The following is a 23,986-nucleotide window of genomic DNA, read 5'->3' on the forward strand; positions in this document are numbered from 1 at the left end:
CCGCGCATTGCCTGCGCGGCTCCCCACACACCGCAAGGAATGCCGCCATGCTGAACCCGACTTCTCCCGCCGCGCTCGCGCTCGACGACGAAACCGTGACCCGCGATGCGCAGTACTTCGAATACACGTCCTCGGCCAATCCGATCGGCGCGAAGTTGATCTCCCGCGTGCCCTACCGTACGTTTGCGAGTTCGCTCTACGACAGCGGTCCTACGCGCATCGTGCCGCTCGATCTTTCCGCCGAACTGGGCTGCGACTACCCGGCTACGGGGCCGGGTCTGCTTGCGCACTTCGTGCGCATTCTCGCCGGGGAATCCGTGGACCTCGATGTGAATGCAACTTCGCAGGTGTGCTACGTGCTCGAAGGCTCGGGCGTGGTCAAGCAGAAGGACGCGGCGTTCCGCTTCGGCGCCGGCGACTTCTTCGCGCTGCCCGGCGGCGCCCCCGCACACATCGCCGCCGATTCCACCGCGCGCCTCTACTACGTCAACGACGGCCCGCTGCTCGCGTACCTGGGCGTGGACTTCGGCCATGCGCGCTTCACGCCCACGCTGTACCCCGCGGCCCGCGCGCAGGCCGAGCTCGACCAGGTGGCCCGTGCGCCCGGTGCGGCCCAGCGCAACCGCGTGAGCATCCTGCTCGGCAATACGCACTTTCCGCAGACGCGCACCGTCACGCATTCGATGTGGGCCATGTTCGGCGTGATCGCGCCGGGGACCGTGCAAAAGCCGCATCGCCATCAGTCAATTGCGCTCGACTTCGTTCCCAACTGCAAGCCGGGTGTTTATACGCTCGTGGGCCCGGAACTGGACGCCGCGGGCAATATCGCGAATCCGCAGCGCGTGGACTGGACGCCGGGCATGGCGTTCGTCACGCCGCCCGGCTACTGGCACGCGCATTTCAACGAATCGGACGACGTGGCGCACGTGATCCCGCTTCAGGATGCGGGACTGCAGACTTACCTGCGCGCTCTGGATATCCGCTTCGCGCATTGAGCGCCGAACTGGAGGCATGCACCGCATTCGGCGCGCTGCGTGCCTCGCGTCCGCCGGCATCTGCGCCGCGCGGGCGCGCTTCGGCGAATTGCCAGGCAATGAGGCCGGGCACGTAGAACAACAGGTCGCGCACCCGGCGGGCGCCCGCGAGCGCGAGGCAGGTGGGCGCGTCGAAGCCCAGCAGCCCGCCGATCAGCACGAAGCCGCCTTCCTGGACGCCCAGCCCAGCGGGCACGAGAAACGCAGCACTGCTAACGAGCTGAATGAGCGCTTCGATCACGAAGGCCTGGATAAAGGTGGGCGAGGCGCCGAGCACGTGCAGCGCGAGCCAGATTTCGAGCGCGTAGCCTGCACATTGCAGCGTCTGCCAGATGAGGAGATAGCGCAGAACCACAGCCGTTTTCCGCCAGATCAGCTTGACCGACTGGTCGATGCGCGCCGATTTGCCGACAAGGTCGTACACCTTGCCGCTCGTGACGTGGTTGAGCACCTGCGCGGCGCGCTCGAACGGGCGCGCGTGCTGCACGAGCGCGAAGAGCAGCAGGACGGGCGCAAGCGCCGCGATGCCCCAGGCAAGCTGGCCGGCAACGCGCGCCGTGTCGGACGAGGCCCGTTCGAGCAGGTAGCCGGCCGCGGCGAGCGCGTAGATCAACTGGCTCACGAGCGTGAGCTGCATATCGACGACGAGACTCGCCGCCGCGGTGGCCGGGCGCACGCCATGGCGGCCGAGCAGCCGGAACGACACGATCTCGCCGCCCACGCGCGCGACCGGCAAGAGACCGTTGATCGATTCGCGCAGCCACACGAGCCGCAACATCGTCGAGAACCGCGGGCGCTCGCGCGCACGGATCAGCGTGCGCCAGTCCCACGCGTTGGCGAGCATCGACAGGATATGGGCCGCGGCCGCGAGCAGAAGGCCCGCGCCTGCGCCCTGCAACAGGCGGAAGATCGCAGCGGGATGGTCGCGCCAAACCAGCCAGATCGCGATGGCGAGGCCGCAAAGGGCGGCCGCGCGTCCGAGATGCTTCATCGATGAACCACTGCCCTGTGTGTGTCGTTCTGGTGCCGCGCTGTCTGCATTCAATCGTCGTGCAGGGGGGCGAGGCGGCCGTTGCCGTCGACGCTGAAATGAAAGCCGCGCCAGACGACGCGCGACGAGCCGAAGCTGGCAACGAAGATCATGCACTGCACGATATCCCACATTGGCAGCAGCCACAATCCGCGGCAGGGCTCGCCGATGGCCCGGTCGGTTTGCCATTTGAGCGCCGCGCGCGCGGCGAGGGCGGCGAGGGCCAGCGCCCATGCGGCGGGGGCGCCGCCCGAGGCGAGCACGGCCACGAGGGCGAGCGCGAACGGATGCATCAGCGTGGAACCCAGATGCCCGCTGCGGTCGGCGGCGCGGATCGTGCGGCTCCAGCGCAGTTCATGGGTGAAGAGGGCCGTGAAGGTGGTTTCCACGCACGCGTGCCGCACGGTGAACGCGGGCACGGCCACCCGTGCGCCGGTGGCGCGCACCGCAACGCCTAGCGCGTGATCTTCGGCGAGATGGTGGGCGAACTGCGCGAGTCCGCCGATGCGTTCGAGCATCGTGCGCGTGAGGGCGATGGTCTGCCCGAAGCAGGGGCGCGCGCGGCCGATGGCGAGACCCGTCACGACGCCGGGCAGAAAGTGGTAGTTCGTCGAAGCTGCGGCGGCGCGCGGCCAGAACCCCGGCGCACAGAGGCCGCGATAGACACAGGTGACGAGGCCCACGTCGGGTTGCTGCAGCGCGCCGACGATACGGCGCAAATAGTCGCGCTCTACGCTCACGTCGCTATCGGCGAAGCACAGCACGTCGTGTTCCGCATGGCCGAGCATGTTGACCAGATTGGCAATCTTGCGGTTGGGGCCATAGAGCCGCGAATCGGCAATCACGCTGATGTGTGCGTGCGCATAGCGCGCGCGCAGCGTCTCCACGGTTTGCAGGGCGTCGTCGTTGGCGTCGTGCACGCCGAACAGGTAATGCACGGGCCCCGCGTAGTCCTGCTCGAAGAAGCTCGCGAGATTGTGTTCGAGATGCCATTCGTCGCCGTGCAGCGGCTTGACGACGGTGACGCCGGGATAGCTGGCGGGCGCTTCGCAGGGCTGTGCGAAGAAGCGGCGCACGAGCACGCTGGCCACGCAGCAATAGACGATGCCCAATGCCGCGGCCAGCGCGCAGAGCGCGGCGACCAACATGAGCAGCGCATGCGCGAGTTGCCACAGTGTGAACGGCGAAAGCGCGCTCAACGCGAAGAGCGCGCTGGAGAGCGTGAGCGCGGCGAAGAGCAGGGCAAGCGTAGCGCCGGTGTGCCCACGGGTGCGCTGGGCGCGCGAGAGGCCCATTACGCGGTGTACGCGCGCAAGGTGCGGCGCGAGAATGCGTCGCGATTGCGACGGCGGACCTGCGGGTGCGGCCATTTCATGAGAGGAATACCCCCGTGACGCTTGTCGCAATGCTCCGAGCAGTATAGGAGCCGGTATTGACGCTGGTATGACGTCATTGCGAACGATCGGGTTACCGCGTATTTCGGCCGTGCATTCCGGTCGCCCGTTTTGCCCACTCGTTTCGTTCACTCAAGAAGGCAGTGCCGGATCGAACGTGTGCCGGTTCAGCCGCACGTGCAGCAGGACCAGCAGGCGCCGCGGGCACTCGGGACCCAGGGCCACCGTGCGGCGTTGCCAGCCGACGAGCCGCGCATGGCGGCTCGCAAGCGCGTCGCGAAACGCATCGCGGGCGAGGCCGCGCATCGCATACATGCCGACCGCAATGGTCAGTACCGCGCCCACGCGGAACAGAGCCGACGTGAAGACTGCCTGCGGCACCTGCAGCACGACGATTGCAATGAAAACGACAGCCTGAAGCAGGATGGCTGAAAGCGCGGCGAGTTGCAGATACGCGCGCAACTGCTCGACAAGCGGCGGCTTCATGATGAGATCGACTCCAACGCGCTGCGGGGATATGACGTTTGAGCGACGCGGACGGAATTTGCATCCTGAGTGGCGTCTCAACGTTCCCGCGATCATAGCGGTCGAAGATGAAGAAAAGCTGAAGCTCCGGCTCATGAGGCGCGAGGCCGCACTTCGCGCCTCGCACCCCACGCAGCGCTCAGGCGAGCGACGCCTCGAACACGCGCCGGTAGTTGCCGCCCAGCAGCAGATCGACCTCGGCGGCCGAGAACCCCACGGCCAGCAGCGCGCTGCCGAGTTCCGGCAACTGCTCGTAGCTGCGAAAGACGGGCGGCGAGATGAAGCCCAGCATATCGGTGCCGAGGCCCACATGCTCCACGCCCACGATATCGGCCATATGCCGGAAGCCTTCGGCCATGCCGGCGATGCTGTGGAACGAGCCCGAACTGGGCCACACGCCGATCACGCCGCCGGTCTGCGCAATGGCGCGTGCGTGATCGGGGCTGACGAGGCGGCTGCGCTCGCGCGGATGCAGCGAGAGCGCGGTATGCGAAAGCACGAGCGGCTTCGTCGTGACTGCGGCGGCGCGCTTCACGAGATCGTAGGTGCCGTGCGCGACATCCACCACGATGCCGAGCCGGTTGCAGCGCCGCACCACGTCCGCGCCGAAATCGGTCAGGCCGCCGTGCACGGGTGCTTCGGTCTGGATATCGCCAAGCTCGTTCACGCGATAGTGCGTGAGTTGCAGATGGCGGAGCTGGTGCAGCGTATAAGCCTCATCGACGCGGTCGATCTGGCCTTCGAGAAAATCGGCGCCCTCGGCCGCAATGATGGCGCGCGGGGCGCCCGACGACGAAGCGTCCAGCATGGCGGCGCTCGTGATGATTTCCAGCTGCTCGCGTGCCGCGAGTGCCTTCGCGCGCGCGAATTCCTGCTGGCCGAGATAGTACAGTTCGCCCGGATCGGGCTGCCGCCAGGCTTCGAAACGCTTGCGGTCGGCCGAGACGCGCGTGACCACCGTATCGGTCACGATGGCGAGGCACAGCACGTTCATGCCGCCCGCGCGCATGGAGGCGCTAACGGGGGTGAACGGCCGGTTCGCGCCGATCTCCGGGTTGCGCGAGACGATGACGTGGCCCGCGTGGCTGTGCATGTCGATCGTCAGCGTATTGGCCGACGGCTGCCACGCAGGTGCGGGTGCGCTTGCCGGTGCGCTTGCCGGCGCGGGGGCCGATGCAGACGCCGCCGACTCCGACGCCGCGGCATCAGCGGGCTCCGTGTAATGCGCGAAGCGCCCCGGCGCGCAGGCAGCGAGGCCCAGCGCCGCGCCCGCGGCCAGGAAGGCGCGGCGGCTCATCGGCGCCTGCGTGGCGGCGGCCAGCGCGGCGTCTTCGAGCCGGTAGCGCCAGCCTGCGGGATCGTCGTGGAGGCGCATCAGGCGGCCGCGCACGCGTACCGGCCCGGCCGTGACAGGCACCGCATGCCGCGTTTCGACCTCCACGCACGAAAGCGGGTCGCGCGGCACGCAGCCACCGCAGCACGGCTCTTCGGCGGCGAGCAGGAAGTAGTCCGCGTGCGCGGCCTGCGGGTCGAGCGGAATCATCCAGCCCGTCATTTCCACGGCGGTGGCGTGGGTCGCGGCGGCGCTGTCGTCGCGGATGGCGGGCCAGTCGGTTTGCGGCGGCGTGCGTGATGGATGAGCGGTCAGGATCGGCATGGTCTGCGTCGGCTACTGGGTGCGGTAAAGATCGTCGATTAAGGCGCGTGGGAGCGTCAACGGATACTTCAACGCGCGACGGCCAGAAATCCGTCGCTGACCGGTGCCGACGACGGGATTGCCTTTCAGTTTGTCAGGTGTCCTTCGGGCTATTGCCGGGTGGCGCGGCCCGGTGATCTGGCCTACATTTCCCGTTGCAAGCGCCGCTCGGGCTTCTCGCGCCGCGGCGTGCACCTTCGGGCGCAAGCGCGCACGGACGCGTCCCGACACTGAGCGGTGGTGCGACCTCGCGGAGGAGACCATGTCCACCCTGAACAAAATGTGGCGGTTGATTGCCGGTGCGCCGCTCGATCCCCTCGACCCGCGCACGCGCCATGTCATCGCCGTCACGCCCTTGCTGGCCTGGGTCGGACTGGGTGCCGACGGGCTCTCTTCGTCGTGCTACGGTCCGGAAGAAGCGTTCCTCGCGCTCGGGCAGCATACGCCGCTCGCGCTCTTTCTCGCGCTGGCAACCGCGCTCACCGTCTTCATCATCGCGCTCGGCTACAACCAGGTGATCGAGCTGTTCCCCACGGGCGGCGGCGGCTACCGCGTGGCGACCGCGCTGCTCGGGCCCAAGCCGGGGCTCGTCTCGGGCGCCGCGCTGCTGGTCGATTACGTGCTGACCGTGGCGACCTCGCTGGCGAGCGGCGTCGATGCGTTCTTCAGCCTCCTGCCGGTCGGCGCGCAGTCCGTCAAGCTCGCCACCGAGCTGATCCTCATCGTGCTGATGACGGGCCTCAACTTTCGCGGCATGCGCGAATCGATCATGGTGCTGCTGCCGATCTTCATCGGCTTCGTCGTGCTGCACGCGGCGCTCATCGTCTATGGCGTGGCGGTGCACGGCAACCATCTCGTGAACATCGTGCCGGACGCCGTGGGCGAAGCGCACGGCATGGCGCATGCGTTCGGTCCCGTGGTGGTGGCGGCGCTCCTCATGCGCGCGTTCTCGCTGGGCGGCGGGACCTATACGGGCCTCGAAGCCGTATCGAACAACGTGAACATGCTGGCCGAACCGCGCGTGCCCGGCGGCAAGCTCACGATGACCTATATGGCCTCGTCGCTCGCCTTCACCGCGGGCGGCATCATCCTGCTCTACATGCTGTGGCATGCGAAGCCGGTGGAGGGCGAGACGCTCAATGCCGTGGTGTTCGGCAGCGTGATCGATCACCTCGGGCTCGGCTCGGCCTTTGCACGCCACGCGCTGCTCGCGATCGTGCTCGCACTCGAGGCGGGGCTCCTGCTGGTGGGCGCGCAAACCGGCTTTCTCGACGGTCCCGCGGTGCTCTCCAACATGGCCGTCGATTCGTGGGTGCCGCGTCATTTCCGCGATCTCTCCGCGCGCCTCGTGCGCCAGAACGGCATTGTGGTGATGGGCGTGGCGAGCCTCGTGATCCTTCTGTGGACGCGCGGCGACGTGTCGGTGCTCGTGGTGCTGTACAGCATCAACGTGTTCCTCACCTTCAGCCTTTCGCTGCTCGGCATGTCCGCGTACTGGTGGCAGCACCGCAAGGAAGGCGCGCACTGGTTCAAGCATTTCGTGCTTTCGGCGCTGGGTCTTGCGGTGACGAGCACGGTGCTCGTCATCACGCTTGTCGAGAAGTTCACCGAAGGTGGCTGGCTCACGGTGCTCGTCACGAGCGCGGTGATCGCGCTGTGCCTCTACATCAAGCATCATTACTCGGATACGCGCGCGCAACTCGCACGCGAAGACGCGCTCTTTGCAGGCAATCCGCCCGAGGTCGATCCGGCCGTCGCGGCGATCAAGCCCGACCCCGCGCAGCCCACGGCGATCCTGCTGGTGGGCAAGCATCGCGGCGCGAGCATGCATGCGCTCCTGTGGGTGAACCGGCTCTTTCCCGACCACTTCAAGAACGTGATCTTCATTGCCGTGGGCGAAGTCGATGCGCAGAGCTACGAAGGCGCGGAGCATCTGGAGCGGCTCAGGCAGACCATGATGAAATCGCTCGAGTTCTACATGGCGCATTGCCGCCGCCACGGCATGGCCGCCGACTACCGCATTGCGTTCGGCACGCATCCCGTGATGGAATTCATGACGCTTGCCGAAAAGACCATGGACGAGTTTCCGAACAGCGTGTGCTTCGCGAGCAAGCTGATTTTCCGGCGCGTGAACTTCCTCACCGCGTGGCTACACAATCAAACACCCGTGGAAATCCAGACACGGCTGCATTTGCAGGGCAAACAGATGGTGTTGCTGCCGATGAACGTGAGCTGAAGCCTTGATCTGAGGCGGCCGCCCCCCATGATTTCCGCGCGGCGCCTCGCTGGCATTCCCGTCGTATCGCGGTTATAAGCGTTGCCGTAAGAAGCGCATGCGAAATCGGCTATTGGGTTTTACCCGGTAGGGATGGCACAATGCGCGCCGCTCCGGGCGATACGACACCATCGCCTTCGTGAGTCGCGCACGCACCTGGAGGTCCCCTCATGAAGAACCACGGCCTGTCGCGGCGGGGTTTTCTCAAAGCCAGCATGCTGGCGGGCGTGGCGGTATATGTGGCGCCGATCGGCAGCCGCGCATTCGCTGCTCTCTTCGAAGAAAAACTCCTCACGCCAGTCAAATGGGATACCGCCACGGGCGCTCCCAAATTCCGTATCGACGGCATTGCCAAGGTCACGGGCTCAAAAATCTTCGCGCGCGACATCCGCGCGAGCGATATGCCCCACTGGCCGCAACAGCAGGCCCACGCGCTGATCCTGCGCGCCACCCGGGCCGACCGCCTCTACGAAGGCTTCGACCTCGCCGTGCTGGGCGACGACCTGAAGCCCGACCGCATCGTCACGGCCGACGACCTCGCCCGCGACGGTCTCGCGTTTCCGTCGTTCTACGGCGACGACATGCTGCTGCCCGCCGGCAAGACGCCCGCGTATCTGGGCCATGCCGTGGCGATTCTCATCTATCACGACTTCGCCCGCTTTCGCTTTGCAAAGAGCGCGCTCAAGTTCCGCGACGACGTGATCCGTTACGGCGCCGTGACGGGGCCGCTCGAACGCGATCCGTGGGGCACGTTCCGCTTCGTGCGCGTGGGCGGCAAGACGCCGTACGACGACGACGTCTATTCGAGCCTCAAGGACGCGCCCATCTTCCCGAGCATGATGCGCAAGCACGAGCCGGTGTGGCCCGACGGCAACGAGCACGGCAAGCTGGACGAGCAGGGCATGTACTACGCCGGCCAGATTGCCGACGAACTCGATCATGCCGGCGCGGACTGGCTGGTATTCGACCGCGAATACAACACCCAGTCCATCGACACGTCCGCGCTCGAACCGGACAACGCGAATGGCTGGTACGACGCCGCCACGCAGTCGCTGCACATGGTGGTGCCCACGCAATCGCCGCTGGAAGTGGCGGATGCGGCCGCGGGCATGGTCGCGAAGTGCCGCTTCCCGGTGAAGCAGATCTTCCTGCACCCGTGCTACACGGTGGGCTACGGTTCGAAAGACCACTACAACGTGCCGTTCTACGGTCTCGTGGCCACGCTCTACGGCGACGGCCGGCCGGTGCGCTTCGCGAACGACCGCTACGAGCAGTTCCAGACCGCACTCAAGCGTCATGCGTTCAAGATGCACTACCGCATCGCCGTGGATCGCAAGACAGGACTCCTGCAATCGTTCAAGGGCGACTTCGAGGCCAACGGCGGCGGCCGCTGCAACTTCTCGCCTTCGGTGGCGATGGTGGGCGCCACGGCTGCACAGTCGATCTACTATTTCCCGAAGAACGACTTCGCCACGGTAGCGATTGCCTCGCGCGCGATCGACGCGGGCTCGGCGCGCGGCTACGGCACCTTGCAGAGCATGGCCGCGACCGAGATGGCCGTCGATGAAATTGCGGCGCAACTGGGCGTCGATCCGATCGACTTCCGCCTGAAGAACGCGCTGCGCTCGGGCATGAAGAACACCCAGGGGGCGATTCCGGCCGGGGCGATCCGCGTGGACGACGTGCTCGAACGCGCGAAGGTGCATCCGTTGTGGACGCAACGGACGCAGCGCAAGGCCGAATACGAAGCCGCCAATCCGGGCAAGCGCTACGGCGTGGGCTTTGCGTGCGTGCAGAAGGATTTCGGCACGGGCGCCGAGGGCTCGCTCGCCAAGGTGGAGTTCGACGAGAACGGCACGATCACGCTGCATCACACGGGCGCCGAGATCGGCACGGGCATGTCCACCTCGCAGGCCGTGGCCGTGGCGAAGTGGCTGGGCAAGCCGGCCGCGGAGATCCGCGTGGCCGTGACCGACTGGCCGGATCTGCCCGTGGTGACGAGCGGCGATCCGTACATCATGAGCCAGGCCGACCAGGACCACCTGAGCGCGAATCCGCGCTGGACGCCCAACATCGCTTCGCCCTCCAGCGCGACGAACTCGGCCTACTACTTCACGCACAGTACGCGCGAGGCCGCGCGTGCCGTATTCCGCTACGGCCTGTGGCCCGCCGCGCTTTCGATCTGGGGGCAGGGCATCGGCGGCGGCCAGGCCGCGCCGTACGTCGTGCGCATCGAAGACGCGCGCTGGGTGGACGGCAAGCTCACCGCGACCGGCCTCGAGCCGCTGCCGCTCGAACAGCTCGCCAGGCAGGCCCACGCGATGGGGCTGCCCACCGGTGCGGTCGTGCACGTGTTCAACCGCTGGCAATGGGCCGAAGCGGAGTTCGACGTGGGCGGCGGCACGGTGGAGCGGTTGCCGATCGATGGCCTGTCGCTGCGTTATGGCGGCGGCCAGGCGGCCGATGCGGGCACGCCGGCGTCCGGCGCGAAGCCGGACACGGCCGCGCCCGTGGCGCTGGCGCCTGCCACGCTGCCGCCCACGGCCAACGGCTACCGCGTGCTGGACCGCAAGCGCGTGTTCATCCCGCCGGTGAGCCGCAACAACGCTGCCGTGACCTACTACAGCGCGGTGGGTACGCTCGTCGAGCTCGCCGTTCACGAAGCGACCGGCAAGGTGGAAGTGCTCACGCATCACTCGATCATGGAGTGCGGCAACCAGATTTCGCCGCAACTGGTCTCGGGCCAGTTGCAGGGCGGCGTTGCCATGGGCATCGGCCACGCACTGCACGAATATCTGCCGCTGTACGAAGACGGACCCGGCAACGGCACCTGGAACTTCAACCGCTATCAGTTGCCGCGCGCCTCGGACGTGGCCGTGTGGACGCAGACCGGCGAAGTGCTGCCACCGCTCTCCGAAACCGATCCGCCCAAAGGCATTGCCGAAGTGGTGATGATTCCCGTGGTGGGCGCGGTGGTGAACGGCGTGGCGCACGCCATCGGCCATCGCTTCACCGACCTGCCGGTGACCCCGCAAAAAATCCTGGAGGTGCTCGCATGACGCTCGCCCAATCCGCTGCTTCCGCGGCCAGCGCCGGCGCTGCCCCGACCCCGGCCTCGCCTGCCGCTGCGGCCTCTTCTGCCACGGCGCAGCTGGCCGCAGCGCCCGTTGAACGCCCGCTCGTGCAATATCGGCCGAAGGCGCTTGCGCTCACCGTCAACGGCAAGGCCGTCGGTCCCATGCAGGTGCCCGAGGGCATCATGATGATCGAGTTCCTGCACGAGTATGTGGGCTTGACGGGCTCGCGCCTCGGTTGCGGGCAGGGCATCTGCCACGCGTGCGTGGTCATTCTCGACAAGCCCGATGGCACGAGCGAAGAGATGCGCTCCTGCATCACGGGCGCGCACTTCTTCAATGGCCGTTCGATCCGCACGATCGAAGGTCACGCGAAGCGCAACGAAGCGGGCGAAGTGGTCGAACTCTCGCCTGTCCAGCAGAAGTTCCTCGACCATTTCAGCTTCCAGTGCGGCTACTGCACGCCGGGCTTCGTGAATGCCGCCACGGTGCTGATCGAGCGGCTCAAGCGCCAGCCCGTTGCGAAGGCCGATGTGGAAAGCACGATCATGGATGCACTCGACAGCCACATCTGCCGCTGCACGGGCTATGTGCGCTACTACGAGGCGGTGAAGGACGTGGTGATGAGCACGCCCGGTCTCGTGAAGGACGCGGCATGAACTACGTCCTCGCCAAACGCTTGGCTCAGGGCGTGCTGCTCGCCGCTTGCGCGCTGACACTGGCCGCCTGCGGGCGCGACGAATCGGCGTCGGACGCATCGGCAGCGTTCACGCCGACGCCGGAGCAGGTCGCGCACGGCCGCTACCTCGCCAGGGCCGCCGATTGCGCCGCGTGCCACACGGCAAAGGACGGTGCGCCGTTCGCGGGCGGCGTGAAGCTCGACTCGCCGTATGGCACGTTCTACGGCTCGAACATCACGCCGGACAAGGACCACGGCATCGGCAACTGGAGCGCGGAGGACTTCTACAAGGCGCTGCACGACGGCAACGCGCGCGGCAAGCACCTGTACCCCTCGATGCCGTACACGTCGTACCGGCAGCTTACGCGTGCGGATACCGATGCGATCTACGCCTACCTGATGACCGTGCAGCCGGTTGCGGTGGCGAACCATCCTCACGACCTCAAGTTTCCGTACAACCTGCGCTTCGGCATGGCGTTGTGGGACATGGTGTTCCTGAAGGACGCGCTGCCCGATGCATCGACAGGGAAGTCCGCCGACTGGCAGCGCGGGCGCTACCTCGCCAATGCGCTCGGCCACTGCGCCGAATGCCACACGCCGCGTAACGTGTTCGGTCAACTCGAAGATGCGAAGCCGCTTTCGGGCGCCGCGCTCGGGCGTACCGTCGCGCCGGACATCACGCCTGCGGGCCTTGCTTCGCGCGGCTGGACGGGCGGCGATCTGCAGACGTTCTTTAGCGTGGGGATTGCGCCGCAGGGTTCCGCGTTCGGCGAGATGTATCCGGTGGTGCATCTGAGCACGCAGTACCTCACGAAGGACGACGTGCGCGCGCTATCCGTGTATCTGCTGGGCGACACGCCGCCGACGCCTCAGCCGGTGACGCCGGTTGCCGCCGATGCGGCGATGCTCGCGGCCGGGCGCTCGGTGTACCTCGCCGTTTGCGCGGGCTGCCATGGGCTCTCGGGTGAGGGCAAACCGCATGTTGCCGTGGCGATGAACGGCAATTCCACGCTGCGGCAGGCCGATCCGCATAACCTGCTGGTGGCGATGCTGGACGGTATCGATACGCAGAAGTTCGCGGGCCTGGAGGACATGCAGGCGATGCCGGCGTTCTCGTCCACGCTCAGCGACGATGAGCTCGCGCAGCTTGCGAATTACCTGCGCGCGACGTGGGGTGGGCAAGCGGCGAATGTGACTGCGCAGGATGTGAAGGCGTTGCGCTGAGCAGGCGAGCGCAGGAGAGACTCGCAGCAGTAACGGGACGGCTCCGGACCTTGGGTTCGGAGCCGTTTTTTGTTGCGTGTGCAGAGTGGGGCGCACGAACGCGCATTGACGGGCTCGGCTATATATTTCGTTATCCGAATCGTGAAACGGGTATGCGATTGCCTCGGGCGCCGTGCCTGGCATAAAAAAGGTAACCCTTCCCCAAACCCGAATATTGGCGCCGCCTGAAACGCTGCGATACTTACAGCTTCCCATCACTTCAAACAAGACAACGAGGAGAGCAGGACATGGCAGGCATTTCGGATATCGTCGATATCGGCACGAATCAGGGCGAGCGCTTCGAATACCGCGTCGCGCCCGAAAAGCTGATTGCCGGCGACCCGCTCCAGACGCTCACGCAGTGTTACACGAGCCCGTGCGGGCAGTTCAGCAGCGGCATTTGGGCCAGCACGCCGGGGCACTGGCGCGTGAACTATACCGAAATGGAATACTGCGAGATTCTCGAGGGCGTCTCCGTGATCCGCGACGAAGCGGGCGCCGCGAGGGAACTGCGCACGGGCGACCGCTTCGTGATTCCGTCGGGTTTCAAGGGCACCTGGGAAGTCGTGGAGTCCTGCCGCAAGATCTATGTCGCTTACGAGAAGGCGGCTTGACGAACGTGGCCTGAAGCAGGGGCCGACCGCGGCGCCCAATCCCGCCAGATCAGCGGAATCCGTGTACAGCGCCGCGCCATGCTGCGGTGCAGCGCCGGATGGGCGCCGGTTCGCGCTTTGCACGGAAAGCGCCTAATCTTTGAATATCGGGGCTGTGCCCTTTTGCGCGCTGTCTGGACGTTTCGATGCGCGTTCATCGTCCTTCGCACGAGCCGGCGCTTGCGCCCGCTCATCCGCATCACCCGCTGCCGGCACGGGTTGCCCGCGCTGCGCTGTTCGCGGTGTTGCTGGTCGTCTGCGTGGCTGCCGCCGCGCCACGGCTCGCCGTGGGCATGCCGGCTGGCGGCATGCCGTCCCCCGTGATCGTCATGACCGTCAACGGTGCGATTGGCCCGGCCAGCGCCGATTTCATCGTCCGCACGCTCGCGCGCGCAGCGAACCAGCGCGCGCCGCTCGCGATCATCCAGCTCGATACGCCGGGCGGCCTCGATACGTCGATGCGGCAGATCATCAAGGCCATCCTCGCCTCGCCGGTGCCGGTGGCCGCCTTCGTGGCGCCGGGCGGTGCGCGCGCGGCGAGCGCGGGCACCTATATCGTCTATGCGAGCCATATCGCGGCGATGGCGCCCGGCACCAACCTGGGCGCCGCTTCGCCAGTGCAACTCGGGGTAGGCGGGGGCGCGGTTCCGGGCGGTGCCGGGCCCACAGGACCCGCAGGCACTGCCGGGCCAGCATCCGGCACGCAGCCGGGCGCGCAAGCCACCGATTCCGCCTCCACCGAGGCCCGCAAGGTCATGCACGATTCCGCGGCGTATATCCGCGGCCTCGCACAACTGCGCGGCCGCAATGCCGACTGGGCGGAACGCGCGGTGCGCGAAGCGGTGAGTCTTTCGGCCAGCGAGGCGCGCGACCAGCACGTGATCGACCTGATCGCGGCGAGCCCGGCCGATCTCGCGCGCCAGGTCGATGGGCGCGTCGTGACGACCGCGGCAGGCCCGGTCACGCTCGCAACCGCACATGCGCCGCTCGCGTACGTGGAGCCCGACTGGCGCAATCACCTGCTCTCGATCATCGCCGACCCGAACGTCGCGCTGATCCTGCTTACCGTGGGCATGTATGCGCTCTTCTTCGAGTTCGCGAATCCGGGATTCGTGCTGCCCGGCGTGGCCGGCGCGATCTGCCTGCTCGTCGGGCTCTTCGCCATGCAGCTTCTGCCGGTCAATTATGCGGGGCTCGGCCTCGTGATGTTCGGGCTCGCCTGCCTGATCGCCGAGGCGTTTCTGCCCACCTTCGGCGTGCTCGGCTTTGGCGGCATCGTGGCGTTCGCCATCGGCGCGCTCATGCTGATCGATACCGACGTGCCGGGCTATGGCATTCCGTTGCCGCTCGTCGCGGGGCTTGCGCTGGGCGGCGCGCTGTTTGTCGCGATGGTGTCGAGCGTGGCGCTGCGCGCGCGGCGGCGTCCGGTTGTGAGCGGTGGCGAGGCCATGCTGGGCAGCGTGGGCGAAGTGATCGACGCGGGCCTGGAGGCCGACGTGCCGCCAGGCGGCACGGACCGTGCGCGCCCGGCTACAGGGTGGGCGCGCGTGCACGGGGAGCGCTGGCGCGTGACCTGCGACGCGCCGCTCGCGGCCGGGCGGCAGGTCCGCGTGACCGGGCGCAGCGGACTCACGCTCACGGTCACGCCGCTCGACGAAGCACAGCCACAAGGAGAACCCTCATGATCGGCTTCACGTTTGGCTTTACAGGCCTGCTAGTTGTGCTCGCGGCGTTCCTCGTCGTTTCGGCGATCCGCATTTTCCGCGAGTACGAGCGCGGCGTCGTATTCATGCTCGGCCGCTTCTGGAAGGTCAAGGGGCCGGGGCTCGTGCTGATTATTCCCGTTGTCCAGCAGGTCGTGCGGATCGATCTGCGCACGGTCGTATTCGACGTGCCGTCGCAGGATGTGATTACGCGCGACAACGTTTCGGTGAAGGTCAACGCCGTGGTCTATTTCCGGGTGGTCGATCCGGAGCGGGCCGTGATCCAGGTTGCGCGCTATTTCGACGCGACCAGCCAGCTTGCGCAGACGACGCTGCGCGCGGTGCTGGGCAAGCACGATCTGGATGCGCTTCTGGCGGAGCGCGAGCAGCTCAATGCCGATATCCAGAAGACGCTCGATGCGCAGACCGACGCGTGGGGCATCAAGGTATCGACGGTGGAGATCAAGCACGTCGATCTGAACGAGACGATGATCCGCGCGATTGCGCGCCAGGCCGAGGCCGAGCGCGAACGGCGCGCGAAGGTGATACACGCGGAAGGCGAACTGCAGGCCTCGGAAAAACTGCTGCAGGCCGCGCAGCGGCTCGCCCAGCAGCCGCAGGCGATGCAGTTGCGCTACCTGCAGACGCTCACCACGATCGCCGCGGACAAGAACTCGACAATCGTCTTCCCGCTGCCGGTCGATCTGCTGACCTCGCTGCTCGACCGCATGGGGCCGCCGCGCGAGCGTTGAGCACGGGCCTTTGGTGCGAGCGGTGTTCGTTGCGCCATCAACGTTATGCGCGCACCGGGGAGCGTGATCGACGTTCCGATGAAAAAAGCCCTTGCGGCCGGAGACCGCAAGGGCTTTCGTACTTCGATCCTTCGACACCGCACGCCCCCGTGCCCGCGGGGCGTTACGGTGCGAACGCGCTTACTTCGCGGCGGCTTCGATCGCAGCGTTGAACGTTTTGCTCGGGCGCATGATTTCGGCGAGCTTCGCGAAATCCGGCTTGTAGTAGCCGCCGATATCGACCGGCTTGCCCTGCACCGCGCTCAGTTCCGCAATGATAGCCGGCTCGTTTTCGGCCAGCGTCTTCGCGAGCGGCGCGAAGTGAGCGGCCAGTTCCGCGTCTTCCTTCTGCGCGGCCAGTTCCTGCGCCCAGTACATCGCGAGGTAGAACTGGCTGCCGCGGTTGTCCAGCTCGCCGGTCTTCGGCGACGGGCCCTTGTTGTTGTCGAGCAGCTTGCCGGTGGCGGCGTCGAGCGTCTTCGCGAGCAGCTTGGCCTTCGCGTTGTTCGTCTTGATGCCGAGGTCTTCCAGCGAGACGGCCAGCGCAAGGAATTCGCCGAGCGAGTCCCAGCGCAGGTGGTCTTCCTGAACCAGTTGCTGCACGTGCTTCGGCGCCGAACCGCCCGCGCCCGTTTCGTACATGCCGCCGCCCGCCATCAGCGGAACGATCGAGAGCATCTTCGCGCTCGTGCCCAGCTCCATGATCGGGAACAGGTCGGTCAGGTAGTCGCGCAGGATGTTGCCGGTGGCCGAGATCGTGTCCAGACCGCGGATCACGCGCTCGAGCGAGTAACGCATCGCGCGAACCTGCGACATGATCTGGATGTCGAGGCCGGTCGTGTCGTAATCCTTGAGGTACGTTTCGACCTTCTTGATCAGCTCGTTTTCGTGCGGACGATACGGGTCGAGCCAGAACACCACCGGCATGCCCGAGTTCTTCGCGCGCGCGACGGCGAGCTTGACCCAGTCGCGGATCGGCGCGTCCTTCACGAGACACATGCGCCAGATGTCGCCCTGCTCGACTTCCTGCGTGAGCGCAGCGATCGCTTCGCCCGTGGCGTTGTCGACGATGCGTGCCGTGCCGTCCTGCGGGATTTCGAAGGTCTTGTCGTGCGAGCCGTACTCTTCGGCCTTCTGCGCCATCAGGCCGACATTGGGCACCGTGCCCATCGTCTTCGGGTCGAACGCGCCGTTGGTCTTGCAGAAGTTGATGATTTCCTGGTAGATGCGCGCGAACGTGCTTTCCGGAATCAGGCACTTCGTGTCGGCCGGGCGGCCGTCGGCGCCCCACATCTTGCCGCCGGCGCGGATCATCGCGGGCATCGAGGCGTCCACGATCACGTCGTTGGGCGCGTGCAGGTTCGAGATGCCCTTGGCCGAATCGACCATGGCGAGCGCCGGACGGTGCTCGTGGCACGCGTGCAGGTCGCGGATCACCTCTTCGCGCTTCGACTCCGGCAGCGCTTCGATCTTGGTGTACAGATCGACCATGCCGTTGTTGACGTTCACGCCCAGCTCTTCGAAGAGCTTCGCGTGCTTTTCGAACGCGTCCTTGTAGAACACCTTGACCGCGTGGCCGAACACGATGGGGTGCGAAACCTTCATCATGGTCGCCTTCACGTGCAGCGAGAGCATGACGCCGGTCTTGCGCGCGTCTTCCATCTGCTCTTCGTAGAACGCGATCAGGTGCTTCTTGCTCATGAACATGCTGTCCACGATCTCGCCGGCCAGCAGCTTGACCTTGGGCTTGAGCACGATGGTCTCGCCACTCTTCGTGACGAGTTCCATGCGGACTTCACGCTCCTTGTCGTTCGTGATCGACTTTTCGCCGTGATAGAAGTCGCCGTGCTTCATGTGCGCGACGTGGGTGCGCGAAGCCATGCTCCACTCGCCCATGCTGTGCGGGTGCTTCTTCGCGTAGTTCTTCACGGCGAGCGGCGCGCGGCGGTCCGAGTTGCCTTCGCGCAGCACCGGGTTCACCGCGCTGCCGAGGCACCTGGAGTAGCGCTTCTGGATAGCCTGCTCTTCCTCGTTCTTCGGATCTTCCGGATAGTCGGGGATCTTGTAGCCCTTGCCCTGCAGCTCCTTGATCGCGGCGACGAGCTGCGGCACCGATGCGCTGATGTTCGGCAGCTTGATGATGTTCGTGTCCGGCAACTGCGTGAGACGGCCGAGCTCGGCCAGGTTGTCCGGCACGCGTTGTTCCTCGGTCAGGAACTCGGGGAATTCACCGAGGATGCGGCTCGCCACGGAAATATCGCTGGTCTCGACGTTCACGCCGGCCGGCGCAGCGAAGGTGCGGATGACGGGCAGAAACGCGCTGGTGGCAAGCAGCGGCGCTTCATCGGTCAGGGTATAGATGATGGTGGGTTGCTGAGTACTCATCGATCGGCTTCTTGGCGGGGTTCAAAAACGGGGTGGCGACACCACCGGCTGCGCGCAGTCGGCGAAACACCTGGATTTTGCCTGAATTTCAGACGACCAGGGGCCGAACTGTACCGGAATTTCATATTGTGGAAAGCGGTTGCGCGATATTGACAGATGCAAAAATTGGCCTGTTTCGGGCCGATCGCGCGGCCGCGCGCTGAAAACGCTGCTGCCTCAGAACCCCGCTGGGCAAGGGTTGGCGGCGTGTTGCGGAGACGCTGGCCGTATCAATGATGTCTTGGAGATTGAACCCTGTATTCTCTGTCAAGCCAGGAAAGACCCTCGTAAAAGACCGGAGGAATGAGGCAGTCTTATATAAGAATTCTTTGTGTCGGAGGTCATTAGGTCGCACCAGTTCGCGATATTGATTGCCTTGCTAATCAATTCGTGGTTTGATGACGCCATGTTCGATCATTGCCTTTACTTCAACTCGTCGGCGCTTGCCCGGCTCGTGGAGCGCGAGTGGAGCGCCGCGTATGCGCCGTTCGGCCTGACGCCTGCGCAGGGCTTCGTGCTGCGCGTCGTGCTGGCGAAGCCGGGGTGCCTTGCGAGCGACATCGCGCAGACGCTCGGCATCGCGCGCCCGACGGCGACGCGCCTCGTGGACAACCTGTGCGAGAAGCAACTGCTCGAGCGCCGCCAGGGCGAGGCGGACGGCCGCGAGTGGGGCCTGTTCCCGACCGCGGAAGGCCAGGCGATCGACGGTCCGATCAACGGCGCGAGCGCCGATGTCGCGCGCAGGCTGCGCACGAAAGTGGGCGCGGATCTGTTCGAATCGACGGTAACGGGCATGCGCAACATCCGCAAAGAACTCGCATGACGCATGGCCGCATTTTTTTGTGTCAAACGGTTGTCTTGCTAATCATTCGAGGGGGAACGATGAACGATTCGGCGTTGGCCTGTACGGAGGCAAAGGGCGCAGCGGGCGAAGGATGGCGCTGGGCGATTGGCTGCACGATCTGCGCGCTGGCGGTGGGCGGCTTGACGGTAGCGCTCGTATTGTTGCCACAGGCCGCCGAGGCGAACCGGCGTAACTGCATGGCAGCGCATGCGGGCGATCTGCACGCCGATCTTGCCGCTTTTTCGCAAGATCCGGCGTGGCAGGTGGAATTCATCGAGGCTTTGCAGGCGTGCTCGCGTTGAGCCAGTAGCCCGTGACTATCCGTACGCGGCCGTCCCGGAAAATTCTTAAGGAGTACTTTTCAATGGCCGCATCACCGCGAGGGAACACCGTTACGCCAGTCGCTCCAGTGCGCAACGATGGTCTGCACGAGCGGGTTGCCGGTGCGATAAAGGTTTTCCAGCGCGGGCGCGAAGCCGCCTTGAGCCGCATAGTCGAGCAGGTTGTGCGCCGCGGTTTCGCCTGGGTAGGGGCGGTCGAAGTCGGAGCCGGCGCGCAGCACCGCTATGCGGTCGAGATCCACGCGGTGCGCAGCGGCCGCGCGCTTGAGCGCTTCGAATGTCGCGTTGTCTTCCTGCTGCGTCATGCAATAAACGCCGCGATTGGCCGTGAGTTGGCGGGTCCACGTGCTGGCCCGCGCGCCGAGCGCGGCGCCGGACCACCAGGTGTCGTCGGCCAAGGAATCGCAGCGAATGACCGTGGGCGGCCGGTTCGCCGGCGCATAGCCGTACTTCGCGCGCGCCGCCTGCATCTCGGGGCTGTCGGCCAGGGCGACGTTGCGGGTGAGCGCGTAGGCCGCATCGGTGAGGCGCGCATTCAGCCGGAAGACCTCGGTGCGATAGTCGAGCGCGGGTGTTTCGGCAGGGCTCTTCGTGTTGATGCCCAGGTAGCCGGTGGGCCAGCCGGCGGGCCGGCCGTCGCCGTCGATCTCCCATTGCAACCCGAAGTCCACCAGGTAGTCCGACCAGGCCGCCGAGCCCAGCGTTCCCTGTTCGGGATTCACCCCGGCAATGCCGGCGACGATGAACCAGGTCTGGCGCAGGTCGAACTGCGGAGCGAAGGTGAGCGCCATCGTGGACGCGGCCGCGTTCGCGTGGCCCATGCCCGTCGTCATGACACAGACGTCGTCGCGATTGCAATGGACTACTGGGTAATCGGGCGAGAGGCCCGCCACCGTAACGGTATCCCACGGGCCGAGCCGGTCGAGCCAGGTCTTCGCCTCGGGGCCGAACATCGTGACGATCATGACCTTCACCGGCCGGGCGCCGGGCGTTTGCCCGAAAGCGGTGGCGTCGTGGGTTGCGGGGAGCTGGCTGGCCGAGCATCCGGCCAGCATCAGCGCCGCGCACAAGCTGACGAGGCGGCGAGGCATGCACGTTCTCCTTGTGGGTACGCGTCGGTCGGGACGTGGGCGGATGTTACCCGACAATCGAAGCGGGCATGCGCGGCATGCTGCCGTCGTGTGACGGCGGCGGGGGAAGGAGGTGAGGTCGCGGAATCAGTCCGCGCGCCTGGCGAGATCGAAGTCGGTATCGGCGAAGGTCAATTCGATCGAGCATTCGCCCTGTACCGAAGGCGGCGCCTGCAAGGCATTGAACCGGTCCTGCACCCGGGCGCAGATGCGTTGCAGGACTTCATGCCGGGCGCGCGTGTCGAGGCGGGCATAGCGGTCGATCTGCGCGCGGGCGAAGCGCAGCGTGATGGAGCAGCGCGCGTCGAGTGTCGTATCGCGATGCGATTCGATGACCCACGACAACTGCATATAGAACGTATCCCCTTCGTCAAGACTGCTTACCGAAGGCGCCTTCGGCGAGCTGAACAACCCGGCGAGAGCAAGCTGGATTTCCTCGACGCGCTGATCGAAGTCGAACGTGTTCATGGGTGTGTCTCGCATGATCCGTGGCGTGCGTTACTTGCGATGCTTTTTTGGAATCTTCGCGCCCGCCTTGCGCGCTTCGTTCAATGCAATCGCAACAGCCTGCTTTTGCGACTTCCCTTCCTTCATCCCGGTCTTGATGTTCTTCGAGATTGCTTCGCGTGATTTACCTTTGCTGAGTGGCATGTCTGTCTCCCTGGGTGAAGGGCGGGTGGTGTCGGGCATGCACCCGCCGTGTCGGGCGATTACATCCGGGAATGGCCTAGCCTTGCGAGTGGTCCGGGTCGGGGCGCGTGTCGCGCGGGCTCAGGGTAGCGGGGTCGTCCCAGTAGGGATCGGCGCCGTAGTACTCGTGCAGCGTGGCGGCCCAGTCCGGGTCGGCCATGGTCGGCCACTGGTCCTTGTCGAAGCCCGGCGCGGCCTTCACGCGCTCGGCCGACACGTCGAGCAGAAAGCACTTGCGCGATGTGTCGAGCGTGAGCGCGCTCCAGGGAATGGCCAGCAACTTGTTGCCAATGCCGAGAAAGCCGCCGCTCGCGAGCACGGCGTAGGCCACGCGGCCGCTCTGGACATCGAGCATGATGTCCTTGATCTTGCCGACTTCTTCGCCGTCCGAACTCAGGACGCGGTCGCTGTCCAGCGTGCTGGCGGCCATGACGTCGGGGCCGGGGCCCGCGGCGGTCGAATGTCCCTTGCCGAGGATACGGGCGCCGGTGCCGCCGGACGAGGGGGAGGGAGGAATCGATGGCATGAGAATCTCCTTGCGTGTTCGTGCGGTCCTGGACTATTACCCATTTGCTGCTTTCGCTATCGAGACCGTCCGGCAACGGCGCAACGCTGCACGTAAGCGTGCGCCAGCCGAAGCGGCCTGCAATGCCTCTTATTGGTGTTGTTCCTGCAGCCCGATCATTCTCACGAATCCGCTGTGCAGCGTGACGGCTGTCGCGCCGCTGCGTTCGAGCGCCTGCACGCAGAGGGATTCGATGCGTCGGCGATGGGCGCGAAAGGCGTTCAGCAACGCGTCTTCCTGCGACGCGTGCGCGCCGAAGTGATCCTCGAGCGCCTCCGCTGTAATGGCGCATTCGGCTGGCTTGCCATCGACGCGGGCACCGAACCGGACCAGGAGATTGGCGCCGTCGTAAATGGGTTCGTCATCGATGAATTCGACATGCATGCCGGACGCTCCAGTTGAGCCCATGAATCAAGGGCGGTGATGGCTGTGCTTCGCGATCTGCTCGATCAGCTTCTTGTTGAATGCGGGCAGATCGTTCGGCTTGCGGCTCGTGATGAAGTTGCCGTCTTCCACCACCTGCGCATCGACCCAGGTGCCGCCCGCGTTCCGGATATCGTCCTGAAGGCTCGGCCAGCTTGTCATCTTGTGTCCCTTCACGAGACCCGCCGAAATGGGCAGCCAGCCGCCGTGGCAGATCACGCCGATGGGCTTGCCCGCCTTGTCCACCGCGCGCACGAATGCCTGGGCCTCGGGCAGCAGCCGGATGGCGTCGCCGTTCACCACGCCGCCCGGCAGCACGACCGCGTCGTACTCCTCGGGCCGTGCCTTGTCGAAGGTGACGTCGACCTCGACCGTGTGACCTTTTTCTGTGTGCCGGAAACCCTGGATTCTGCCAGGCCTCGAGGAAACCACGTGCGCTTCGGCGCCGGCCTCCTGCAACGCGCGCCTTGGCTCGAACAGCTCGGCCTGCTCGAAACCGTCTACGGCGAGTACCGCTACCTTGCAGCCTGCGAGTTTGCTGGACATTTCGTACTCCGTTGTAAACAGGTTGGGGATTGCAGGCATCACTCTCAGTGATCCTTGTCGCCCGGGAGGCCCGCGAGCAGGTCCGACAATTCATCGGCGTGCTCTTCCTCCACCGCCAGGATGCTTTCCACCACGCGGCGCGACGTGGGGTCCTTGTCGCCCAGGTACTGGATGATCTCGCGGTAGCTGTCGATGGCAATGCGTTCCGCAATCAGGTCCTCGCGGATCATGCCCACCAGCGAGTCGGCTTCCACGTATTCGGCGTGGGCGCGCTGGCTCAGGCTATCCGGCGCGAAGTTGGGCGCACCGCCCAGTTGCACGATGCGCTCGGCAAGCTGGTCCGCGTGCTGCTGCTCCTCGTTCGAGTGCTGCAGGAACTCGTCGGCAATGCTCTTTGACGGGATGCCGCGCGCCATGAAATGGTGACGGCGATAGCGCAGCACGCAGACCAGCTCGGTCGCGAGTGCATCGTTGAGCAGCTTCAGAACGGTCTCGCGATCGGCGTGATATCCCGCGGTGACGGCCCCTTCGGTAACGTGTTCGCGGGCGCGCTTGCGGATGGTCGCGACGTCGGTCATGGATGGTTTTGCGGACATGGGTTCCTCCCTCGGTCAGGTTGATGTCGGTTGTGCAGAGTGGGTGTGCAGGTGAATGCGGTTGCGCATTGCCTGTACCTGGGGCGCTGCGCAGCGGATAACCGTCCGTTAGGCCGGGATGCTTTTGCACGCTTTGCACACGGGCTTTGCACACGCCTGGTGGCGCGCATCGGGCATGCCCGCGGAAATGGGGCGCGCCTGACGAGTGGTGGCGGAGCGAAAGGATCGGTAGAAAGGCAACTAACGGTCAAGCAAGCTCGTTCACGCCGAACGGTCCGGGCAATCGCGTGCTCCCTGCTCGAGGACCTCG

Annotated in this window: 22 protein-coding genes; 10 read left to right on the top strand and 12 right to left on the bottom strand. The window is 65.9% G+C overall.

What is annotated here, in order from left to right; all coding sequences use genetic code 11:
- Positions 1-47 precede the first annotated feature (47 nt).
- Entirely contained in the window at positions 48-995 is a 948-nt protein-coding gene (locus BFE01S_RS28370) for a cupin domain-containing protein (RefSeq protein ID WP_028228411.1), read from the top strand.
- Here BFE01S_RS28370 and BFE01S_RS40515 read toward each other — a convergent pair.
- From BFE01S_RS40515 to BFE01S_RS43485, 4 genes are all read right to left on the bottom strand, one after another.
- The gene (locus tag BFE01S_RS40515) at positions 901-2,025 is read right to left on the bottom strand and encodes a lysylphosphatidylglycerol synthase domain-containing protein (protein ID WP_042338842.1); all 1,125 of its coding nucleotides are present in this window, start codon (positions 2,023-2,025) and stop codon (positions 901-903) included. The two genes, BFE01S_RS28370 and BFE01S_RS40515, sit on opposite strands and share 95 nt — an antisense overlap.
- 50 nt (positions 2,026-2,075) lie before the next feature.
- Positions 2,076-3,359 (bottom strand): bacteriohopanetetrol glucosamine biosynthesis glycosyltransferase HpnI, encoded by a 1,284-nt coding sequence (gene hpnI, locus BFE01S_RS28380; RefSeq protein WP_028228412.1) that lies wholly within the window; start codon positions 3,357-3,359, stop codon positions 2,076-2,078.
- Between the two features lie 231 nt (positions 3,360-3,590).
- Complete coding sequence (locus BFE01S_RS28385; protein ID WP_028228413.1) at positions 3,591-3,944, bottom strand: hypothetical protein; 354 nt, start codon at positions 3,942-3,944, stop codon at positions 3,591-3,593.
- 178 nt (positions 3,945-4,122) lie between these two features.
- A complete protein-coding gene (locus BFE01S_RS43485; RefSeq protein ID WP_084170206.1) occupies positions 4,123-5,640 on the bottom strand; it encodes a dipeptidase in 1,518 nt (505 codons plus the stop codon).
- A gap of 301 nt (positions 5,641-5,941) precedes the next feature.
- On the opposite strand from BFE01S_RS43485, the gene BFE01S_RS28395 reads away from it, so the two are divergent.
- The 7 genes from BFE01S_RS28395 (at position 5,942) to BFE01S_RS28425 (ending at position 16,078) form a co-directional block, all read left to right on the top strand.
- Positions 5,942-7,915 (top strand): APC family permease, encoded by a 1,974-nt coding sequence (locus BFE01S_RS28395; protein WP_028228415.1) that lies wholly within the window; start codon positions 5,942-5,944, stop codon positions 7,913-7,915.
- 209 nt (positions 7,916-8,124) lie between these two features.
- Positions 8,125-11,013 carry a xanthine dehydrogenase family protein molybdopterin-binding subunit gene (locus BFE01S_RS28400; RefSeq protein ID WP_028228416.1) on the top strand — a complete coding sequence of 963 codons (2,889 nt, stop codon included), beginning with the start codon at positions 8,125-8,127 and terminating at the stop codon, positions 11,011-11,013.
- Complete coding sequence (locus tag BFE01S_RS28405) at positions 11,010-11,687, top strand: (2Fe-2S)-binding protein (protein WP_028228417.1); 678 nt, start codon at positions 11,010-11,012, stop codon at positions 11,685-11,687. Before BFE01S_RS28400 ends, BFE01S_RS28405 begins: the two co-directional genes overlap by 4 nt.
- On the top strand, positions 11,684-12,931 hold the full coding sequence (locus BFE01S_RS28410) for a cytochrome c (protein WP_028228418.1): 1,248 nt from the start codon (positions 11,684-11,686) through the stop codon (positions 12,929-12,931). Before BFE01S_RS28405 ends, BFE01S_RS28410 begins: the two co-directional genes overlap by 4 nt.
- Positions 12,932-13,218: 287 nt before the next feature.
- Complete coding sequence (locus BFE01S_RS28415; protein ID WP_042338843.1) at positions 13,219-13,584, top strand: cupin domain-containing protein; 366 nt, start codon at positions 13,219-13,221, stop codon at positions 13,582-13,584.
- 185 nt (positions 13,585-13,769) lie between these two features.
- On the top strand, positions 13,770-15,308 hold the full coding sequence (locus BFE01S_RS28420; RefSeq protein ID WP_028228420.1) for an NfeD family protein: 1,539 nt from the start codon (positions 13,770-13,772) through the stop codon (positions 15,306-15,308).
- Complete coding sequence (locus BFE01S_RS28425) at positions 15,305-16,078, top strand: slipin family protein (protein WP_028228421.1); 774 nt, start codon at positions 15,305-15,307, stop codon at positions 16,076-16,078. Before BFE01S_RS28420 ends, BFE01S_RS28425 begins: the two co-directional genes overlap by 4 nt.
- 180 nt (positions 16,079-16,258) lie before the next feature.
- Here BFE01S_RS28425 and BFE01S_RS28430 read toward each other — a convergent pair whose 3' ends face one another.
- Positions 16,259-18,502 (bottom strand): NADP-dependent isocitrate dehydrogenase, encoded by a 2,244-nt coding sequence (locus BFE01S_RS28430; protein ID WP_028228422.1) that lies wholly within the window; start codon positions 18,500-18,502, stop codon positions 16,259-16,261.
- Positions 18,503-18,947: 445 nt separating this feature from the next.
- Here BFE01S_RS28430 and BFE01S_RS28435 point away from each other — a divergent pair, with 445 nt between their 5' ends.
- On the top strand, positions 18,948-19,364 hold the full coding sequence (locus BFE01S_RS28435) for a MarR family winged helix-turn-helix transcriptional regulator (RefSeq protein ID WP_028228423.1): 417 nt from the start codon (positions 18,948-18,950) through the stop codon (positions 19,362-19,364).
- On the top strand, positions 19,361-19,687 hold the full coding sequence (locus BFE01S_RS28440) for a hypothetical protein (RefSeq protein WP_156967176.1): 327 nt from the start codon (positions 19,361-19,363) through the stop codon (positions 19,685-19,687). The genes BFE01S_RS28435 and BFE01S_RS28440 overlap by 4 nt, the downstream gene beginning before the upstream one ends.
- Before the next feature lie 71 nt (positions 19,688-19,758).
- Here BFE01S_RS28440 and BFE01S_RS28445 read toward each other — a convergent pair whose 3' ends face one another.
- The 7 genes from BFE01S_RS28445 to BFE01S_RS28475 form a co-directional block, all read right to left on the bottom strand.
- Positions 19,759-20,817 (bottom strand): purine-nucleoside phosphorylase, encoded by a 1,059-nt coding sequence (locus tag BFE01S_RS28445; RefSeq protein WP_028228425.1) that lies wholly within the window; start codon positions 20,815-20,817, stop codon positions 19,759-19,761.
- Positions 20,818-20,943: 126 nt separating this feature from the next.
- Positions 20,944-21,324, bottom strand: a complete 381-nt coding sequence (locus BFE01S_RS28450) for a DUF3022 domain-containing protein (protein ID WP_028228426.1) — start codon at positions 21,322-21,324, stop codon at positions 20,944-20,946.
- A 30-nt stretch (positions 21,325-21,354) separates the two neighbouring features.
- Positions 21,355-21,546, bottom strand: coding sequence for a DUF6496 domain-containing protein (locus tag BFE01S_RS44640; RefSeq protein ID WP_156967177.1), 192 nt, complete (start codon positions 21,544-21,546; stop codon positions 21,355-21,357).
- Between the two features lie 37 nt (positions 21,547-21,583).
- Positions 21,584-22,072, bottom strand: a complete 489-nt coding sequence (locus BFE01S_RS40520) for a PRC-barrel domain-containing protein (protein WP_042338844.1) — start codon at positions 22,070-22,072, stop codon at positions 21,584-21,586.
- A 129-nt stretch (positions 22,073-22,201) separates the two neighbouring features.
- On the bottom strand, positions 22,202-22,495 hold the full coding sequence (locus BFE01S_RS28465; protein ID WP_084170207.1) for a DUF1488 family protein: 294 nt from the start codon (positions 22,493-22,495) through the stop codon (positions 22,202-22,204).
- 27 nt (positions 22,496-22,522) lie between these two features.
- Positions 22,523-23,080, bottom strand: a complete 558-nt coding sequence (locus BFE01S_RS28470) for a type 1 glutamine amidotransferase domain-containing protein (protein WP_028228428.1) — start codon at positions 23,078-23,080, stop codon at positions 22,523-22,525.
- 44 nt (positions 23,081-23,124) lie between these two features.
- A complete protein-coding gene (locus tag BFE01S_RS28475) occupies positions 23,125-23,676 on the bottom strand; it encodes a ferritin-like domain-containing protein (RefSeq protein WP_028228429.1) in 552 nt (183 codons plus the stop codon).
- Positions 23,677-23,986: the final 310 nt, after the last annotated feature.

It is taken from the genome of Paraburkholderia ferrariae NBRC 106233, from assembly GCF_000685035.1.
GTDB classification, from domain to species: domain Bacteria; phylum Pseudomonadota; class Gammaproteobacteria; order Burkholderiales; family Burkholderiaceae; genus Paraburkholderia; species Paraburkholderia ferrariae.

Coding starts and splice junctions, on each gene's coding strand:
- BFE01S_RS28435 (WP_028228423.1), top strand. CDS start 18,948: ATGTTCGATCATTGCCTTTACTTCAACTCGTCGGCGCTTGCCCGGCTC.
- BFE01S_RS28430 (WP_028228422.1), bottom strand. CDS start 18,502: ATGAGTACTCAGCAACCCACCATCATCTATACCCTGACCGATGAAGCG.
- BFE01S_RS28470 (WP_028228428.1), bottom strand. CDS start 23,080: ATGTCCAGCAAACTCGCAGGCTGCAAGGTAGCGGTACTCGCCGTAGAC.
- BFE01S_RS28450 (WP_028228426.1), bottom strand. CDS start 21,324: ATGAACACGTTCGACTTCGATCAGCGCGTCGAGGAAATCCAGCTTGCT.
- BFE01S_RS44640 (WP_156967177.1), bottom strand. CDS start 21,546: ATGCCCGACACCACCCGCCCTTCACCCAGGGAGACAGACATGCCACTC.
- BFE01S_RS28465 (WP_084170207.1), bottom strand. CDS start 22,495: ATGCATGTCGAATTCATCGATGACGAACCCATTTACGACGGCGCCAAT.
- BFE01S_RS28420 (WP_028228420.1), top strand. CDS start 13,770: ATGCGCGTTCATCGTCCTTCGCACGAGCCGGCGCTTGCGCCCGCTCAT.
- BFE01S_RS28425 (WP_028228421.1), top strand. CDS start 15,305: ATGATCGGCTTCACGTTTGGCTTTACAGGCCTGCTAGTTGTGCTCGCG.
- BFE01S_RS28410 (WP_028228418.1), top strand. CDS start 11,684: ATGAACTACGTCCTCGCCAAACGCTTGGCTCAGGGCGTGCTGCTCGCC.
- BFE01S_RS28445 (WP_028228425.1), bottom strand. CDS start 20,817: ATGCCTCGCCGCCTCGTCAGCTTGTGCGCGGCGCTGATGCTGGCCGGA.
- BFE01S_RS28405 (WP_028228417.1), top strand. CDS start 11,010: ATGACGCTCGCCCAATCCGCTGCTTCCGCGGCCAGCGCCGGCGCTGCC.
- BFE01S_RS28400 (WP_028228416.1), top strand. CDS start 8,125: ATGAAGAACCACGGCCTGTCGCGGCGGGGTTTTCTCAAAGCCAGCATG.
- BFE01S_RS40515 (WP_042338842.1), bottom strand. CDS start 2,025: ATGAAGCATCTCGGACGCGCGGCCGCCCTTTGCGGCCTCGCCATCGCG.
- BFE01S_RS43485 (WP_084170206.1), bottom strand. CDS start 5,640: ATGCCGATCCTGACCGCTCATCCATCACGCACGCCGCCGCAAACCGAC.
- BFE01S_RS28395 (WP_028228415.1), top strand. CDS start 5,942: ATGTCCACCCTGAACAAAATGTGGCGGTTGATTGCCGGTGCGCCGCTC.
- BFE01S_RS28415 (WP_042338843.1), top strand. CDS start 13,219: ATGGCAGGCATTTCGGATATCGTCGATATCGGCACGAATCAGGGCGAG.
- BFE01S_RS40520 (WP_042338844.1), bottom strand. CDS start 22,072: ATGCCATCGATTCCTCCCTCCCCCTCGTCCGGCGGCACCGGCGCCCGT.
- BFE01S_RS28475 (WP_028228429.1), bottom strand. CDS start 23,676: ATGTCCGCAAAACCATCCATGACCGACGTCGCGACCATCCGCAAGCGC.
- BFE01S_RS28440 (WP_156967176.1), top strand. CDS start 19,361: ATGACGCATGGCCGCATTTTTTTGTGTCAAACGGTTGTCTTGCTAATC.
- BFE01S_RS28385 (WP_028228413.1), bottom strand. CDS start 3,944: ATGAAGCCGCCGCTTGTCGAGCAGTTGCGCGCGTATCTGCAACTCGCC.
- BFE01S_RS28370 (WP_028228411.1), top strand. CDS start 48: ATGCTGAACCCGACTTCTCCCGCCGCGCTCGCGCTCGACGACGAAACC.
- hpnI (WP_028228412.1), bottom strand. CDS start 3,359: ATGGGCCTCTCGCGCGCCCAGCGCACCCGTGGGCACACCGGCGCTACG.